Genomic DNA, 16,839 nt, shown 5'->3' on the forward strand with positions numbered 1-16,839 from the left:
CTGTGCCATCACCCAGCTGTGTTCCCGGTGCAAAGGCCATTTGCCGTCATCGCGAGGAACTAAAACCTTCTGGCAGCCAGTGCAAGGGCCGCCACCAGTGGACCTGGCAGCCCCCTTGGCCTCGGTCTTGGTCAGATCATACCTCTCAGTAAAGGTGGAGCGGCGTAGCAACGGCAGGCGTAAAACGCAGCGGTTTGTTACCAGGTAGCAACCCGGTTGCACCTGTTTCGCACCAAAACGTAACATCGTGCGCACACCGTGCCACCAAAGTAACCATGGCGAGCCCGCGTGACGAGGGTTCAGACAGGCGCCTGGCCGCCGGTCCTGCCTGGCGGCGACCGGCCAAGAAAAAGCGGCCGATTTGCCCCGTCCGGGATGCGCAAATCGGCCGCTTGAGCAGACCGCAACCCGGGCCGAAGCCCGGTTGCCGCCGGGTGTGGGAGGGTCGCTAGAGGACGACGCGCAAGCATTGCCCGGCGTGATAGAGGGTAAAGCCGGCCTCGTACATCAGGCTGCGCCACTGCCCGACCGGGTTGGCATCCAGGGAAGCCAGCGGCATGGGCAGGTCCTGCCGATCGCCACTGCACAGATAGCGGGCGAAGGCCTGCCCCACGACCGTGCCGGTGGTGACGCCACGCCCGTTGTAACCCGTCACCGCCAGCAAGCCCGGCGCCGGTTCGAACAGCCGCATCAGGTGGTCAGGGGTGAAGGCGATCTGCCCCGTCCAGGTGCATTCCCACTCCAGGCGACCGAGCGAGGGGAAGTAATGCCGCTGGATCCGATCCGCCCAGGCACGGATGAAGCCGGCGGGCCGCCCCGCCATGTTGCCGAGGCTGCCCAGCAGCAGGCGGCCGTCGGCGTCCCGCCGGATGCTGCTGAGCACCGTGCGGGTATCCCAGGAGCCTCGCCCCTGCGGCAGGATGAAGTCCGCCTCCGCGCCCAGGGGTCGCGAGGCCACCTGGTAGTAGTAGCCGGGAAAGAACTGCCTGCGCAGGCTGGTCCATTCGCCCTCGGTGTAGGCATTGGAGGCGATCACCACCTGATCGGCGGTGACCCGCCCCCGGGTGGTTTCCACCAGCCACCGCTCGCCAACCCGCTGCAGGCGCCGCACCGCGGTCTGCTCGAACAACTCGCCGCCTTCCTGCCGCAGCGCCTTGGCCAGGCCTTGGGCGTACCCCATGGGCACCAGGGTACCCGCACGATGATCGAGCAGCGCACCGCTGATGTCTCTCGTACCGCAGGCGCTGTAGCAGGCCTCGCCTTCCAGCAGCTCGACCCGGGCGCCGCGCCGTTGCCATTGCTCGGCGCGCTGCCCCAGGTCGGCCAGGCCCTTGGCGCTGTGCGCCATGTGCAGGGTACCGGCGCGGCGCGCCTGGCAGTCGATGCCATAGCGCTCGATCAGGGCGAACACCTGGCTCGGTGCATCGCCCATCACTCCCAGCAGCCGCTCACCGACCTCGCTGCCGAGGGTGGCGACCGCCTCATCCGGCGGGATCCACATGCCGGCATTCACCAGCCCGACATTGCGCCCGGAGCCGCCATGGCCGACCCCGTGGGCCTCCAGCACCACCACCCGCCGCCCGGCCTGCGCCAGGTGCAGGCCGGTGGAGAGCCCGGTGAAGCCGGCGCCGATGACGCAGACCTCGGTGTCGCTCTCACCCTGCAGCGGCGCCCCTGGCACCGCCGGATACAGCCGCTCCCACAGGCACTCCTGACGCAACTGCATTTCCCTGCGCTCCTTGGTGGGCCACTCAGTCGAAGACGATGCCCTGGGCCAGCGGCAGTTCGCGCGAATAGTTGACGGTATTGGTCTGGCGGCGCATGTAGGCCTTCCAGGCATCGGAACCGGATTCGCGACCGCCACCGGTTTCCTTCTCGCCGCCGAAGGCCCCGCCGATCTCGGCGCCGCTCGGCCCGATATTGACGTTGGCGATGCCGCAGTCACTGCCGGTGGCCGACATGAAGGCCTCAGCCTCGCGTACGTCGGTGGTGAAGATGCAGGACGACAGGCCCTGGGGCACCGCGTTGTTCAGCGCCACCGCCTCGTCGAAATCGTCATAGGTCAGCACATAGAGGATGGGGGCGAAGGTCTCGTGGCGCACCGCCTCGCTCTGCTCGGGCATCTCGACGATGGCCGGCGCCACGTAGTAGGCGCTCGGATACTGGTCGGCCAATTGGCGCTCGCCGCCATGGACCACGCCGCCCTCACCGCGTGCCTGCTCCAGCGCGCCCTGCATGGCCTGGAAACTGGCGGCATCGATCAGCGGGCCGATCAGGTTGCCCTCCAGCGGATGGCCGATGCGGACTTTGGCATAGGCGGTCTTCAGCCGGGCGACGATCTCGTCCTTGACCGAACGATGGGCGATCAGCCGGCGCAGGGTGGTGCAGCGCTGGCCGGCGGTGCCGACGGCGCTGAACAGGATGGCGCGTACCGCCATGTCCAGATCGGCGCTCGGCGCGAGGATCATGGCATTGTTGCCGCCCAATTCGAGGATGCTACGGCCGAAGCGCGCCGCAACCCGCGGTCCTACCTCGCGACCCATGCGGGTGCTACCCGTAGCGCTGACCAGTGCCACCCGCGGATCGTCCACCAGGGCCTCACCCGCCACGCGATCGCCGATGATCACCTGGCTGAGAGCGGCCGGTGCATCACCGAAGCGCGCCAGGGCCTTCTCGAACAGCGCCTGGCAGGCCAGGGCGGTCAGCGGGGTCTTTTCCGACGGCTTCCAGATCACCGGGTTGCCGCAGACCAGGGCCAGGGCGGCGTTCCACGACCAGACCGCCACCGGGAAGTTGAAGGCACTGATGATGCCCACCACGCCCAGCGGCTGCCAGCTCTCGCGCATATGATGGCCGGGACGCTCGGAGGCGATGGTCAGGCCATAGAGCTGCCGCGACAGGCCCACGGCGAAATCGCAGATGTCGATCATCTCCTGGACCTCGCCCAGGCCCTCCTGGGTGATCTTGCCGGCTTCCCAGGACACCAGTTCGCCGAGATCGGCCTTGTGCGCGCGCAGCTCCTCGCCCAGCAGCCGTACCAGCTCCCCGCGACGCGGGGCCGGCACCGCCCGCCAGGCCTGGAAGGCGCGCTCGGCGCGGGAAATCTTCTGCTCCACCTCAGCAGCGCTTTCCAGGGCGACGCTGCCCAACTGACTGCCGTCGATGGGGGAATGCACCTGGTGGTCGCCTTGGGTGTAGTGCTGGGCAGGAACGCCGAGGCGTTCCAACAGGGCCTTGCTCATGCTGAGGTCTCCGCAGTCTGAAAATCGTTCCTGAGTATGGTCAGGGCCGCGGCGCCGGACAACCGACCTTTGCTCGGCATATCATTCCCTTTTTTCATGCCGCGAGCGCGCTCATGCAACGTCGCCACCTGCCCTCCATCACCGCCATGCAATGCTTCGAGGCGGTTGCGCGCCACCTGAGCTTCACCCGCGCGGCCGATGAGCTGGCGCTGACCCAGAGCGCGGTCAGCAAGCAGGTCGCCCAGCTCGAGGACCTGCTGCAACACAGTCTCTTTCGTCGCGTGCGGCGACGCCTGCAACTGACCCCGGCGGGCGCCCTCTACCTGGCCGAGGTGGACAAGATCCTCAACCAGCTGGAGATGTCGGCGCGCTACCTGAGGTCCTATGGCGGCGAGACCGAGGTGCTGCGCGTGGCCACCCCGCCGACCTTCGGTGAACGCTGGCTGGTCCCCCGCCTGAAAGGCTGGCGCCTGCGCCATCCCAACATCCACCTGGATGTCTCCAGCGCCCTGGAGCCGGTGGACTTCCGCGATCCCCGCCATGACGTGGCGCTGTTCTATGGCCATGGCAGCTGGCCAGGTGCCGAGTGCGAGCTGCTGCTGCACGAGCACATGGTCGCCATCTGCGCACCGGACCTGCTCCCCGCCGCGGGCATCGCCGGGCCGGAACAGCTGGTGGACTTCGTGCTGCTGCAGAACACCACCCGCCCGGAATCCTGGCACGACTGGTACGCCAGCCTCGGTCGCGAGGAGGTACACAGCCACCACGGGCCGCGTTTCGACACCTTCACCCTCTGCGCCCGCGCCGCCCAGGAAGGCTGCGGCGTGGCGCTGCTGCCGGAATTCCTGGTCGCCGAAGAACTGGCTTCGGGCCGCCTGGTGCTCGCCTGGCCCCACCGGCTGGCCAGTCCCCACGCCTACTGGCTGGCCTATCCCGAACAGATGACCGAGGTGCCCAAGGTGCGCAGCTTCATCGAGTGGATTCGCGAGAAGGCGTGATGCCTGGGCCTATCGCGGCCATGGGCCGCTCCTACGGTTAACTCGGAGTCTGTAGGAGCGGCCCATGGCCGCGATGAAAACTAACCGGCGAACATCGCGTCATCCGCCTAGAAACGAAAAAACCCGGCCGAGGCCGGGTTTTTCTTAAGCAGGGTCGTCTCAGACGCCGGAGGCTTCCGCCGCCGCCACGTCCTTGATCGACAGCTTGATGCGGCCGCGGTTGTCCACGTCTAGCACCAGCACCTTCACTTCCTGACCTTCCTTGAGGACGTCGGTGACCTTCTCGATGCGCTGATCGCTGATCTGCGAGATGTGCACCAGGCCATCCTTGCCCGGCAGGATGTTGACGAAGGCGCCGAAGTCGACGATGCGCTCCACCTTGCCGACGTAGATCTTGCCGATCTCGGCCTCGGCGGTGATGCCCAGGACGCGCTGCTTGGCCGCTTCAGCCGCTTCGCGGGTCTCGCCGTAGATCTTGATGGTGCCGTCGTCCTCGATATCGATCGAGGCCTTGGTCTCTTCGCAGATACCGCGGATGGTGGCGCCACCCTTGCCGATCACGTCGCGGATCTTGTCCTGGTCGATCTTCATCGCCAGCATGGTCGGGGCGTTTTCCGACAGCTCGGCGCGGGACTCGGAGATCACCTGGTTCATCTGACCGAGGATGTTCAGACGCGCTTCCAGCGCCTGCTCCAGGGCGATCTCCATGATCTCTTCGGTGATGCCGTTGATCTTGATGTCCATCTGCAGGGCGGTGACGCCCTTGGCGGTACCGGCCACCTTGAAGTCCATGTCGCCCAGGTGGTCTTCGTCACCCAGGATGTCGGTCAGGACGGCGAACTTCTCGCCTTCCTTGACCAGGCCCATGGCGATACCGGCGACCGGCGCCTTGACCGGCACACCGGCGTCCATCAGCGCCAGGGAGGCACCGCACACCGACGCCATGGAGCTGGAGCCGTTGGACTCGGTGATCTCGGAGACCACGCGGATGCTGTAGGGGAAGGCTTCCTGGGTCGGCAGCATGGCCTGGATGCCACGACGGGCCAGACGGCCATGACCGATCTCGCGACGACCCGGGCTGCCCATGCGGCCGCACTCGCCGACCGAGAAGGGCGGGAAGTTGTAGTGCAGCATGAAGCTGTCGCGGCGCTCGCCTTCCAGGGTGTCCAGCAGCTGGGCATCACGGGCGGTACCCAGGGTCGCGGTGACCAGGGCCTGGGTTTCGCCACGGGTGAACAGCGCCGAACCGTGGGTCTTCTTCAGCGGGCCGACTTCGATCTGCAGCGGGCGTACTGTGCGGGTGTCGCGACCGTCGATACGCGGCTTGCCGTCGACGATGTTCTGGCGCACGGTGCGGTATTCCAGCAGACCGAAGGTCTCCTTGACCTCGGCTTCGCTGTACTGACCGTTTTCGCCGGCCAGCTTGGCGATGGCCTGGTCACGCAGGGCGCCCAGGGCCGCATAGCGATCCTGCTTGATGGTGATGGTGTAGGCACGGGACACGGCCTCGCCGACCTCGGCCTTGACGGCCTCGACCAGGGCGGTGTTCTCGGCGGGTGCCTGCCAGTTCCAGGTCGGCTTGCCGGCTTCGGCGGCGAACTGGCTGATGGCCTCGATGGCCACCTGGAATTCTTCGTGGGCGAACAGCACGCCACCCAGCATCTGGTCTTCGGTCAGCTCGTCGGCCTCGGATTCCACCATCAGCACGGCGTCACGGGTACCGGCCACGACCATGTCCAGGCTGGAGCTCTGCAGCTGCTCGTAGCTGGGGTTCAGCAGGTAGCCCAGTTCGCTGTGGTAGCCCACGCGCGCAGCGGCGATGGGGCCGGCGAAGGGGATGCCGGAGATGGCCAGGGCGGCGGAGGTGCCGATCATGGCGGCGATGTCCGGATCGGACTTCTTGTTGGTGCTGACCACGGTGCAGACCACCTGGACTTCGTTGAGGAAGCCTTCGGGGAACAGCGGGCGGATCGGGCGATCGATCAGGCGCGAGGTCAGGGTTTCCTTCTCGGAAGGACGACCTTCACGCTTGAAATAGCCACCGGGGATGCGGCCAGCGGCGTAGGTCTTCTCCTGGTAGTGCACGGACAGCGGGAAGAAGTCCTTGCCGACGGCGGGCTGCTTGGCACCGACCACGGTGACCAGCACGCTGACGTCTTCGGTGGAGACCAGCACGGCACCGGTCGCCTGGCGCGCGATGCGGCCGGTTTCCAGGGTGAAGGTCTGCTCACCGAACTTGAATTGCTTGATTACTGGATTCACAGTCTTTCCTTCTCTTTATTGCCTTGGGGGAAACAGGGGCGACCAGAGGGATTCGGACCCTCGCTGATCTCCGGGTGACGCAGGCCGATTCCGTCGGCCTCTCAAGCAAAAAAGCCGGAGGCCGGCGCGAGCCGACCTCCAGCTTCAGACTGCTTGCAGCAGGTCTGCATCGTCTTAACGACGCAGGCCCAGGCGAGCGATCAGGGCGCTGTAACGAGAGGTGTCCTTGGACTTCAGGTAGTCCAGCAGCTTACGACGCTGGTTGACCATGCGGATCAGACCACGACGGCTGTGGTGGTCCTTGCCGTTGGCCTTGAAGTGGCCTTGCAGCTTGTCGATGTTGGCGGACAGCAGGGCAACCTGCACTTCCGGGGAACCGGTGTCGCCTTCGCTCTGCTTGAACTCGTTTACGATCTGGGCTTTGTCTTCGACGCTCAGTGCCATGATAGGGCTCCTCTGAGGTAACAGGCCGGGAATATTCCCGTGCTTAGGAAAAGAGGAGTGACCGTGCCTGCTGACAGCCACCCTCGGTATCGGTCTAGGACCGAATCAGTCTACGCGGGGCAACCTGCCCCTCGTCATCTATCTCGCCGATGCCGATGAAACGACCCTGGTCGTCCTGCACCCGCATCAAGCCGAATTTCGGTGCATTGGCCGCCCGGACGGGCTGACCGTGCAACCAGTAGTAGGCGCTGTGCTGCGTCAGCTGCACCAGCGGCCAGTGTTCGAGGCCACTGTCCACCGGCAGCAGGAAGCGATCCAGTGCCTCGGCTCCGCCTTCGGCGTGTGCCGCTTCCAGTTCTTCCAGGCTGATCGCCTGCACCAAGCCGAAGGGACCGGCCTGGGTACGGCGCAACTCGGCCACATGGGCTCCGCAACCGAGACGGGCGCCGAGGTCTTCGACCAGGGTGCGCACATAGGTCCCCTTGCTGCAGGCCACTTCCAGCGTTGCGCGATCTTCCTGCAACGCCAGCAGCTCCAGACGGGCAATAGTAACAGAACGCGCCTCGCGCTCCACTACTTCGCCGGCACGCGCCAGCTTGTAGAGCGGCTGGCCGTCGCGTTTCAGCGCCGAATACATCGGCGGGATCTGCTCTATCTGGCCCCGGAAGGCCGGCAGCGCCGCCTGGATGGCAGCCTCGTCGACAGCGACCGCCTGTCGCTCCAGTACTTCACCCTCGGCGTCGCCGGTGGTGGTGGTGATGCCCAGCTGGGCCACGGTGCTGTAGCCCTTGTCGGCATCCAGCAGGTACTGGGAAAACTTGGTCGCCTCGCCGAAGCACAGCGGCAGCACGCCGGTGGCCAGGGGATCCAGGCTGCCGGTGTGTCCCGCCTTCTCGGCGTTGAGCAACCAGCGGACCTTCTGCAACGCGGCGTTGGAAGAGAAGCCGCGGGGCTTGTCCAGTACCAGCACGCCGTGCACCTGACGGCGAATACGCTTGACCTGCGCCACCGCTACTCCTCCCCTTCGTGCCGGCGATCTTCGGCGACCGCGCGCTCGATCAGCGCCGACAGCTGGGCACCGCGACGGATGCTCTCGTCGTACTGGAAGCTCAGTTGCGGAACGGTGCGCAGCTTCATCGCCCGGCCCAGCTGCTGGCGCAGGAAGCCGGCGGCGTCCTTGAGGATGCCGATGTTCTGCTTGATGGCGTCGGCGTCGTCGTCCTTGCCGAGGACCGTGATGTGCACCTTGGCATGGGACAGGTCGCGGGCGACGTCCACACCGGTGATGGTCACCATGCCCAGTCGCGGATCCTTGATCTCGCGCTGGATCAGCAGTGCCAGTTCACGTTGCATCTGGTCACCGATGCGCTGGGTACGGCTGAATTCTTTGGCCATGTCGAAACTCTCGTACGAAAGGCCGCAGACGCTCGGCCTGCCAGCCATGAACCTTGGAAACGCGAACGGCAAGTCCGTACCTGGCAGGGGTCTGCCAGGTACGTGACCTGCCGTCCTGGTGCGGGGTCGTCGTTACAGCGAACGGGCGACCTGCACCTTCTCGAACACTTCGATCTTGTCGCCGACGCGCACGTCGTTGTAGCTCTTCACGCCGATACCGCATTCCATGCCGGCACGGACTTCGGCCACGTCATCCTTGAAGCGACGCAGGGACTCCAGCTCGCCTTCGAAGATGACCACGTCTTCGCGCAGCACGCGGATCGGACGGTTGCGGTGCACCATGCCCTCGGTGACCATGCAGCCGGCGACGGCGCCGAACTTGGGCGAACGGAACACATCCCGCACCTCGGCGATACCCAGGATGTTCTCCCGGACGTCACTGCCCAGCATGCCGGTCAGCGCCTTCTTCACGTCTTCGATGATGTCGTAGATGACGTTGTAGTAGCGCATGTCGAGGCCTTCCTGCTCGACGATCTTCCGCGCCCCGGCATCGGCCCGGACGTTGAAGCCGAACAGCACGGCGTTGGACGCCAGCGCCAGGTTGGCATCGCTCTCGGTGATACCACCGACGCCACCGCCGACCACACGGACCTGGACCTCGTCGTTGCCCAGACCGGACAGCGAGCCCTGCAGCGCCTCGAGGGAGCCACGGACATCGGACTTGAGCACGATGTTGAGGGTCTTCTTCTCGTCCTGGCCCATGTTCTCGAAGATGTTCTCGAGCTTGCCGGCGTGAGCGCGGGCCAGCTTGATCTCGCGGAACTTGCCCTGACGGAACAGCGCCACTTCGCGGGCCTTCTTCTCGTCGGTCAGCACGGTGAGTTCGTCACCGGCATCCGGGGTGCCGTCCAGGCCGAGGATCTCGACCGGGATGGACGGACCGGCTTCCTTGATCGGCTTGCCATTCTCGTCGAGCATGGCGCGGATGCGGCCGAAGTTGACGCCGACCAGCGCCATGTCGCCCTGACGCAGGGTACCGTTCTGTACCAGCACGGTGGCGACCGGGCCGCGACCCTTGTCCAGGCGCGATTCGATGACCACACCGCGACCGGGCGCTTCCGGCGTGGCGGTCAGTTCCAGGACCTCGGCTTGCAGCAGGATGGCTTCGAGCAGCTCGTCCACACCGGTACCGGCCTTGGCCGAGACGTGTACGAACTGGGTATCGCCGCCCCACTCTTCCGGGATGACCTGACGACCGGCCAGATCGTGCTTGACGCGATCCGGGTCGGCATCGGGCTTGTCGATCTTGTTGACCGCCACGACGATGGGTACACCCGCCGCCTTGGCGTGCTGGATGGCTTCCTCGGTCTGCGGCATGACGCCGTCATCGGCCGCCACCACCAGGATGACGATGTCGGTGGCCTGGGCACCACGGGCACGCATGGCGGTGAACGCGGCGTGACCGGGGGTATCCAGGAAGGTCACCATGCCACGCTCGGTTTCCACGTGGTAGGCACCAATGTGCTGGGTGATGCCACCGGCTTCGCCCGAGGCGACCTTGGCGCGGCGGATGTAGTCCAGCAGCGAGGTCTTGCCGTGGTCGACGTGACCCATGACGGTCACCACCGGCGCGCGGTGCATGGCCTTGCCACCCTCGAACTTGAGGGATTCGGCCAGTTGGTCTTCCAGGGCGTTCTCGTTGACCAGCTTGACCTTGTGGCCCAGCTCTTCGGCCACCAGCTGCGCCGTCTCGCGGTCGAGCACCTGGTTGATGGTGGCGGGGGACCCCATCTTGAACATGAACTTGATGACTTCGGCGGCCTTCACCGACATCTGCTGAGCAAGCTCAGAGACGGTGATGGTCTCGCCTAGATTGACTTCGCGCACTACAGGTCCTGTCGGGCTCTGGAACCCGTGTTGGTTTCGCTTCTTGAGTCGCGACTTGCCACCGCGACCGCCACGCCGGCCAAAGCCTTCTTCCTCGTCGTCGCCACTGCGCACGGTACGGGGAGCGGCGACCTTGTCCTTGATCGACGGGCGATGCTGGGCGTTCTTGCGCTCACGGCGCTCGTCTTCGTCGCGCTTGCTGCTCGGCGCAGGGTGCACGGGACGACGCGGTTCTTCGCGCTTGCGCTCGGCGGCGGGGTCGGCTTTCTTGACCTCGGCGACCGGCTCGGCAGCGGGCTGCTGCTCGGCCACCGCCGCCGGGGCTTCCGGCGCAGCGGGCGCGGCAGCTTCGGCGGCGACCGCCTGCTGCGCGGCCTGGGCGGCGGCTTCGGCCTGCTGCTGCGCAGCCGCTTCGGCGGCGCGCTGGCCCTCTTCCTCGGCCCGTGCCTGGGCAGCGGCTTCTTCGGCCGCGCGCAGGGCTTCCTGCTCGCGGCGCTGTTCGGCCTCGAGCTCGGCGGTGCTGCGCTTGACGAAGGTCTTCTTCTTGCGCACTTCCACACTCACCGTCTTGCTACCCGCCACTTTCAGCGTGGTCTGGGTCTTGCGCTGCAGGGTGATCTTGCTCGGCTCGTCGAGCTGCGCAGTCCCCTTCAGGTGCGTCAGCAGCGCCTGCTTTTCCGCATCGCTCACCAGCTGCTCGGCGCTGTTATGCGTCAGGCCCGCCTCGCGCATCTGCTGTAGCAGACGTTCCACCGGCGTATTGACCGTTTGGGCCAGTTCTTTCACCGTGACTTGCGTCATGCACTTCTCTCCTCAGACTGCGCCGCTTACTCGAACCAATGGGCACGGGCAGCCATGATCAGCTTGCCGGCACGCTCTTCGGTCATGCCGTTGATGTCGAGCAGGTCGTCGATCGACTGCTCGGCGAGCTCTTCGCGATTCACCACGCCACGCTGGGCCAGCGCGCTGGCGAGCTGGGGGTCCATGCCGTCGAGGGTCAGCAGATCTTCGCTGGGGCTCTTCTGTTCTTCGGTCGCGATGGCCCGGGTCAGCAGGCGATCCTTGGCCCGGGTCCGCAGCTCGTTGACGATGTCTTCGTCGAAGCCATCGATGTTGAGCATCTCTTCCATGGGGACGTAGGCCACTTCCTCGAGGGAGGTGAAGCCTTCTTCCACCAGCACCTGCGCCAGTTCCTCGTCGACATCCAGCTCGTCGATGAAGCGCTGGATGATGTCGCCGGTCTCGGCCTGCTGCTTGGCGTTGATGTCCGCTTCGGTCATCACGTTCAGCGTCCAGCCGGTCAGCTGGCTGGCCAGGCGCACGTTCTGGCCGCCACGACCGATGGCCTGGGCCAGGTTGTCCTCGGCGACCGCGATGTCCATGGTATGGCTGTCTTCGTCGACGATGATCGAGGCGACTTCGGCCGGGGCCATGGCGTTGATGACGAACTGCGCCGGGTTGTCGTCCCACAGGACGATGTCGACGCGCTCGCCACCCAGCTCACCGGATACCGCCTGGACGCGCGAACCGCGCATGCCGATGCAGGCACCCTGGGGATCGATGCGCTTGTCCTTGGAGCGGACCGCGATCTTGGCCCGGGAACCCGGGTCACGGGCAGCGGCCATGACGTCGATCAGCTGCTCGGAGATCTCCGGCACCTCGATGCGGAACAGCTCGATCAGCATCTGCGGATCGGTCCGCGACAGCATCAGCTGCGGACCGCGGTTCTCCGTGCGGATCTCCTTGAGCAGGGCGCGCAGACGCACGCCCATGCGGAAGGTCTCGCGCGGAATGATGTGCTCGCGCGGCAGCAGGGCCTCGGCATTGTTGCCCAGGTCGACGATGACGCTGTCACGGGTGACCTTCTTGACGGTACCCGAGATGATCTCGCCAACCTTCTCGCGGTAGGCATCCACCACCTGAGCCCGCTCGGCCTCGCGCACCTTCTGCACGATCACCTGCTTGGCGGTCTGGGCGGCGATGCGGCCGAATTCGATGGACTCGATCTTCTCCTCGATCACCTCGCCGGCCTTGACGCCAGGATGCTCTTCCTGGGCGTCTTCCACCGTCAGATGCGAATCGGGCAGCTGATAGTCCTGGTCTTCCACCACAGTCCAGCGGCGGAAGGTTTCGTAGCTGCCGTTGTGTCTGTTGATCGACACCCGCAGATCCACATCTTCTTCGTAGCGTTTCTTGGTAGCCGTGGCGAGAGCCAACTCCAGTGCCTCGAAGATGACGCCGGGTGGAACACCCTTCTCGTTCGAAACAGATTCCACTACCAGCAGAACTTCTTTGCTCATCTTACGCCTCGTATTCGCAATCCTTGGGATCCGCGGTCTCGCGCTCAAATCACTCGAAACGGGGAACGACGTTGGCCTTGTCGATCATCTCGATGGGCAGCAGATACTCATGCTCGTCCACCTGCACCACGACGTCCTGGTCTTCCACACCGCGCAGCAAACCCTGGAAATTACGCCGCCCTTCGAAGGGCGACCGAAGTTTGACCTTGACCTGTTCACCGACGTGGGCAGCGAATTGCTCCAGGGTGAACAGCGGTCTATCCATACCGGGGGAAGACACCTCGAGGGTGTATTCATTGGTGATCGGATCTTCCACATCGAGTACGCCACTTACCTGGCGACTGACAGCCTCGCAATCTTCGACGAGAATGCCGTTGGGATGATCGATGTAGACACGCAGTAGCGAATGCCGCCCTTGGGAGATGTACTCGACACCCCAGCAGACATAGCCAAGCGCCTCGACGACGGGGGCCAGCAAGGCCTGCAACTGTTCTAGCTTGCTCGACACCTGGTTGCCTCGCGTTTTTTGAGAATAAAAAATGGGCATTACGCCCATCCCTAAGAGGTCTGCGCAAGAAAGCGCGACCCGAACTGTCCAGCCAACAAAAAGCCCCTAAAAAGGGGCTTTAAATAACTGGTTGCGGGGGCTGGATTTGAACCAACGACCTTCGGGTTATGAGCCCGACGAGCTACCAGACTGCTCCACCCCGCGTCAAAGCTGGAGCGAGATTATATTCAACTGAACTCTAGGAGTCAACCTACTCTCTCTCGCCGCGTCCTGCAGGACGTCTTTGCTATTTGGTGCCGAAGATGGGACTCGAACCCATACAGCCTGTGGCCACTACCCCCTCAAGATAGCGTGTCTACCAATTCCACCACTTCGGCATGAAACCTTTTAAACCTACTTGGACTCCTGGGGCACGTCCCCGGAAGTACCACCCTGGGCAGCACGAGGCTGCGTCAGAGGAACATCGTTACCATCCTGCTTCGGCTGAGGAGCCTGCTGGACCGGCTGAGCGGGGAGACCCCCTTCACGCAGACCCAGCGCACGGTCTTTGGCAAAATACCCCAGACCCAGGCTAGTCGCGAAAAAAACCGCGGCTAGTATAGCAGTAAAACGACTCAGAAAGGTAGCAGAACCTTGACTACCGAACACGGTACCCGAAGCACCCGCACCAAAGGACGCACCGGCCTCGGCACCCTTGCCCTGCTGCATCAATACCAACGCGATCAGGCCAAGCGCCATCAGCAAGTGGACCACGACAACTGCAGTTTCCAACATTATCCACGTCCTGCAGCGCGGCAAATCGCACTGAACTCTTCAGCATTCAGGGAGGCCCCACCCACCAGCCCCCCATCGATATCCGGCATGCCGAACAATTCGGCAGCGTTGGCGGCCTTGACACTGCCGCCATACAACAGCTGGAGGCCTTCGGCGATTCCAGCATCGGCTTCGCGCACCAGGGCGCGAATCGCCGCATGAACCTCTTGCGCCTGCTCCGGCGTCGCCGTGAGCCCGGTGCCTATCGCCCAGACCGGCTCGTAGGCCACCACGGCATTGGCGAAAGCCGCTACGCCAACCGCCTCGATGACCGCCTTCAGCTGACCACCCACGACGTCCAGCGTGCGCTCGGCTTCCCGCTCTTCGCGGGTCTCGCCGACGCAGAGCACGGGAATCATCCCGCCCTCCTGGATGGCCGCGAATTTCTTCGCCACCACCGCGTCATCCTCGCCCAGCAAGGCACGCCGCTCGGAGTGCCCCACCAGTACATAGCGACAACCGAACTCCGCCAACTGGGTCGAGGATACCTCGCCCGTCAGGGCCTTCTCGCCCGCGACGGGAGCACAGGTCTGAGCCCCCACCGCCAGCGACGTTGCCGCCAGACCTTCAGCCACCCCGGGCAGATGCACCAATGTCGGAATCACCACGACATCGACGCCCGCCACACCGTCCAACCCTTTCAAGCCTGCGACCAGCGCCGACACGCTCTGCAGCGAGCCATGCATTTTCCAGTTACCGGCAACCAGGGAACGACGCATGCGTTTTACCTCAGGGAGCGAAGTGGGCGCAGATGTTACTCAATCGAAAACAGGCATGCAAGCAAATCAAGCACATACCTCGGTTATCAGTTGAGCCAGGGCTTCGGCATGGGCGCGCACCTCGCGCTCGTTCTCGCCCTCGACCATCACCCGCAACAGGGGTTCGGTCCCGGACTTGCGCAGCAGCACCCGCCCCTTACCGGCCATCTTCTCGGTGACTTCGGCACTGGCCTGCTTGACCCGCGGATGCTCCAAGGGATCCTGGCCACCGCCGAATCTCACGTTGATCAGCACCTGCGGACACTTGCGCAGCGCCATGCGCGCCTGCGCCAGGGTCTGGCCCGCGTTGCGCAGGGCAATGAGTACCTGCAGGGCCGCGATGGTCGCATCGCCGGTGGTGGTGTACTGGCAGCACACCACGTGCCCGGAGTTCTCGCCACCGAGCATCCAGTTGCGCTCCAGCAGCTCGGCCATGACGTAGCGATCCCCGACCTTGGCCCGCACGAAAGGGATGTCCAGTTCGGCCAGGCCCAGTTCGAGCCCGAGATTGCTCATCAGGGTGCCCACCACGCCACCCTCGAGGCGGCCACGACGCTTGAGGTCGCGGGCGATCAGGTAGAGCAGCTCGTCGCCGTCCACCGCCGCCCCGGTGTGATCCACCATCAGCACCCGGTCACCGTCGCCGTCGAAGGCGATGCCGATGTCGGCGTGCTGGTCGAGCACCGCCTGCTGCAGCCCCTCCAGATGGGTGGAACCGCAATCCTTGTTGATGTTGAGGCCATCGGGCTGTACGCCCAGCACGCTGACATCCGCGCCCAGCTCACGGAAGACACTGGGGGCGACCTTGTAGGTGGCGCCATTGGCGCAATCCAGCACGATCTTCATCCCGGCGAAGCTGGTGCCGGTAGGGACACTGCTCTTGCAGAACTCGATGTAGCGGCCGGCGGCATCGTTGATGCGCGACACCTTGCCGATACGCGCCGAGTCGACCACGGTCATCGGCGTATCGAGCAGCTCCTCGATCATGGTCTCGAGTTCGTCGGGCAACTTGGTCCCAGCGCCGGAGAAGAACTTGATGCCGTTGTCGTAGTAGGGATTGTGCGAGGCACTGATGACGATGCCCGCGCTGGCCTGGAAGGTCCGGGTCAGGTAGGCGATCCCCGGGGTCGGCATGGGCCCGAGCAGCATGACGTCCGCGCCGGCCGCGGACAGCCCGGCCTCCAGCGCGGATTCGAACATGTAGCCCGAATTGCGGGTGTCCTTGCCGACCAGCACCCGGCAACCGCCGCGACTGCGGAAGGCGATACCCGCCGCCCAGCCCAGCTTGAGCATGAAGTCCGGCGTAATGGGATAGGTCCCGACCTTGCCGCGAATGCCATCGGTTCCGAAATACTTTCTTGCCATCAGTTGTGTTCCTGCCTGAAGCCTTCGACTGCGGTGATCATCTTCACCACGTCCACCGTTTCCGCCACATCATGGACCCTGAGGATCTGGGCGCCCTTCGCCAGTGCCAGGGCCGCCAGGGCCAGACCACCGGCCAGGCGGCCCTCGACCGGACGCCCGGTGACCGCGCCGATCATGCTCTTGCGCGAGACACCCACCAGCAAGGGTAGCCCAAAGGCGAGCAATTCGGTTTGTCGGCTGAACAGCTCGAGGTTGTGTTCCAGGGTCTTGGCGAAGCCATAGCCCGGATCCAGTACCAGCCGCTCGCGGGAGATGCCGGCCGCTTCGCAGCGCGCGACCTGCTCGGCAAGGAAGGCCCCGACCTCGCCCGCGACATCGGTGTAGACGGGTGCCTGCTGCATGGTGCTCGGCTCACCGCGCATGTGCATCAGGCACACCGCCAGGTCGGTCGCGGCAGCGGCTTCCAGGGCGCCGGGCCGGCGCAGGGAGCGGACGTCGTTGATCAGACCGGCACCCGCCCGAGCGCCTTCGCGCATGACCGCTGGCGTGGAGGTATCCATGGAGATGACGACATCCAGCTCCCGGGCGATCGCCTCGATCACCGGCACGACGCGGTCGAGCTCTTCTGCTTCGGTTACCGCTGGCGCCCCGGGACGGGTGGACTCCCCACCGACATCGATGATGGCCGCGCCGGCCGCCACCATCCCTTGCGCATGGCGCAGGGCGCTCTCGACCGCCGTGTAGCGGCCGCCGTCGGAAAAGGAATCGGGAGTGACATTGAGGATGCCCATGACTTTGGGCGTGTCAAAAACAAGAACCCGATTGCCGCAAGGCAATCGGGTCGAAGGCAACGGATTGAACATGGGT

Annotated in this window: 14 protein-coding genes and 2 tRNA genes; 1 reads left to right on the forward strand and 15 read right to left on the reverse strand. The window is 65.0% G+C overall.

The window, feature by feature from the left end:
• Window positions 1-448: 448 nt before the first annotated feature.
• Both amaA and amaB read right to left on the reverse strand, forming a co-directional pair.
• On the reverse strand, window positions 449-1,726 hold the full coding sequence (gene amaA, locus FSV73_RS23175; protein WP_145012172.1) for an L-pipecolate oxidase: 1,278 nt from the start codon (window positions 1,724-1,726) through the stop codon (window positions 449-451).
• Between the two features lie 25 nt (window positions 1,727-1,751).
• Window positions 1,752-3,242, reverse strand: coding sequence for an L-piperidine-6-carboxylate dehydrogenase (amaB, locus tag FSV73_RS23180; protein WP_145012175.1), 1,491 nt, complete (start codon window positions 3,240-3,242; stop codon window positions 1,752-1,754).
• 113 nt (window positions 3,243-3,355) lie between these two features.
• Between amaB and FSV73_RS23185 the strand changes: the two genes are divergently transcribed.
• Complete coding sequence (locus tag FSV73_RS23185) at window positions 3,356-4,240, forward strand: LysR substrate-binding domain-containing protein (RefSeq protein ID WP_145012178.1); 885 nt, start codon at window positions 3,356-3,358, stop codon at window positions 4,238-4,240.
• A 159-nt stretch (window positions 4,241-4,399) separates the two neighbouring features.
• Here FSV73_RS23185 and pnp read toward each other — a convergent pair whose 3' ends face one another.
• The 13 genes from pnp to folP all read right to left on the reverse strand — a co-directional run bounded on the left by pnp (window position 4,400) and on the right by folP (window position 16,835).
• Complete coding sequence (gene pnp, locus FSV73_RS23190) at window positions 4,400-6,502, reverse strand: polyribonucleotide nucleotidyltransferase (protein WP_145012181.1); 2,103 nt, start codon at window positions 6,500-6,502, stop codon at window positions 4,400-4,402.
• A 174-nt stretch (window positions 6,503-6,676) separates the two neighbouring features.
• Entirely contained in the window at window positions 6,677-6,946 is a 270-nt protein-coding gene (gene rpsO, locus FSV73_RS23195; protein WP_007162645.1) for a 30S ribosomal protein S15, read from the reverse strand.
• Between the two features lie 94 nt (window positions 6,947-7,040).
• Window positions 7,041-7,955 (reverse strand): tRNA pseudouridine(55) synthase TruB, encoded by a 915-nt coding sequence (gene truB / locus FSV73_RS23200; RefSeq protein ID WP_145012184.1) that lies wholly within the window; start codon window positions 7,953-7,955, stop codon window positions 7,041-7,043.
• A 2-nt stretch (window positions 7,956-7,957) separates the two neighbouring features.
• Complete coding sequence (gene rbfA, locus FSV73_RS23205; protein ID WP_007162647.1) at window positions 7,958-8,341, reverse strand: 30S ribosome-binding factor RbfA; 384 nt, start codon at window positions 8,339-8,341, stop codon at window positions 7,958-7,960.
• 132 nt (window positions 8,342-8,473) lie between these two features.
• The gene (gene infB / locus FSV73_RS23210) at window positions 8,474-11,029 is read right to left on the reverse strand and encodes a translation initiation factor IF-2 (protein WP_145012187.1); all 2,556 of its coding nucleotides are present in this window, start codon (window positions 11,027-11,029) and stop codon (window positions 8,474-8,476) included.
• A gap of 26 nt (window positions 11,030-11,055) precedes the next feature.
• Complete coding sequence (gene nusA, locus FSV73_RS23215; protein WP_145012190.1) at window positions 11,056-12,528, reverse strand: transcription termination factor NusA; 1,473 nt, start codon at window positions 12,526-12,528, stop codon at window positions 11,056-11,058.
• Window positions 12,529-12,577: 49 nt separating this feature from the next.
• Window positions 12,578-13,036: a ribosome maturation factor RimP gene (gene rimP, locus FSV73_RS23220; protein ID WP_133863045.1), complete on the reverse strand. Its 459-nt coding sequence runs from the start codon at window positions 13,034-13,036 to the stop codon at window positions 12,578-12,580.
• Window positions 13,037-13,163: 127 nt separating this feature from the next.
• Window positions 13,164-13,240 (reverse strand) — tRNA-Met (locus FSV73_RS23225).
• A gap of 87 nt (window positions 13,241-13,327) precedes the next feature.
• A tRNA-Leu gene (locus FSV73_RS23230) sits at window positions 13,328-13,413 on the reverse strand.
• A gap of 16 nt (window positions 13,414-13,429) precedes the next feature.
• Entirely contained in the window at window positions 13,430-13,810 is a 381-nt protein-coding gene (gene secG, locus FSV73_RS23235; RefSeq protein ID WP_145012193.1) for a preprotein translocase subunit SecG, read from the reverse strand.
• Window positions 13,810-14,568 (reverse strand): triose-phosphate isomerase, encoded by a 759-nt coding sequence (gene tpiA, locus FSV73_RS23240; RefSeq protein WP_145012196.1) that lies wholly within the window; start codon window positions 14,566-14,568, stop codon window positions 13,810-13,812. Before tpiA ends, secG begins: the two co-directional genes overlap by 1 nt.
• Before the next feature lie 66 nt (window positions 14,569-14,634).
• Window positions 14,635-15,972 carry a phosphoglucosamine mutase gene (gene glmM / locus FSV73_RS23245; protein ID WP_145012199.1) on the reverse strand — a complete coding sequence of 446 codons (1,338 nt, stop codon included), beginning with the start codon at window positions 15,970-15,972 and terminating at the stop codon, window positions 14,635-14,637.
• Window positions 15,972-16,835 carry a dihydropteroate synthase gene (gene folP / locus FSV73_RS23250; protein ID WP_145012202.1) on the reverse strand — a complete coding sequence of 288 codons (864 nt, stop codon included), beginning with the start codon at window positions 16,833-16,835 and terminating at the stop codon, window positions 15,972-15,974. Before folP ends, glmM begins: the two co-directional genes overlap by 1 nt.
• Between the last annotated feature and the right edge of the window lie 4 nt (window positions 16,836-16,839).

It is taken from the genome of Pseudomonas oryzihabitans, assembly GCF_007665395.1.
Classification (GTDB): Bacteria; Pseudomonadota; Gammaproteobacteria; order Pseudomonadales; family Pseudomonadaceae; genus Chryseomonas; species Chryseomonas psychrotolerans_C.

Excerpts from the sequence above, each read along its gene's own strand:
- amaA (WP_145012172.1), bottom strand. The coding sequence starts at position 1,726 with ATGCAGTTGCGTCAGGAGTGCCTGTGGGAGCGGCTGTATCCGGCGGTG.
- amaB (WP_145012175.1), bottom strand. The coding sequence starts at position 3,242 with ATGAGCAAGGCCCTGTTGGAACGCCTCGGCGTTCCTGCCCAGCACTAC.
- FSV73_RS23185 (WP_145012178.1), top strand. The coding sequence starts at position 3,356 with ATGCAACGTCGCCACCTGCCCTCCATCACCGCCATGCAATGCTTCGAG.
- rpsO (WP_007162645.1), bottom strand. The coding sequence starts at position 6,946 with ATGGCACTGAGCGTCGAAGACAAAGCCCAGATCGTAAACGAGTTCAAG.
- rbfA (WP_007162647.1), bottom strand. The coding sequence starts at position 8,341 with ATGGCCAAAGAATTCAGCCGTACCCAGCGCATCGGTGACCAGATGCAA.
- infB (WP_145012187.1), bottom strand. The coding sequence starts at position 11,029 with ATGACGCAAGTCACGGTGAAAGAACTGGCCCAAACGGTCAATACGCCG.
- nusA (WP_145012190.1), bottom strand. The coding sequence starts at position 12,528 with ATGAGCAAAGAAGTTCTGCTGGTAGTGGAATCTGTTTCGAACGAGAAG.
- secG (WP_145012193.1), bottom strand. The coding sequence starts at position 13,810 with ATGTTGGAAACTGCAGTTGTCGTGGTCCACTTGCTGATGGCGCTTGGC.
- tpiA (WP_145012196.1), bottom strand. The coding sequence starts at position 14,568 with ATGCGTCGTTCCCTGGTTGCCGGTAACTGGAAAATGCATGGCTCGCTG.
- glmM (WP_145012199.1), bottom strand. The coding sequence starts at position 15,972 with ATGGCAAGAAAGTATTTCGGAACCGATGGCATTCGCGGCAAGGTCGGG.
- folP (WP_145012202.1), bottom strand. The coding sequence starts at position 16,835 with ATGTTCAATCCGTTGCCTTCGACCCGATTGCCTTGCGGCAATCGGGTT.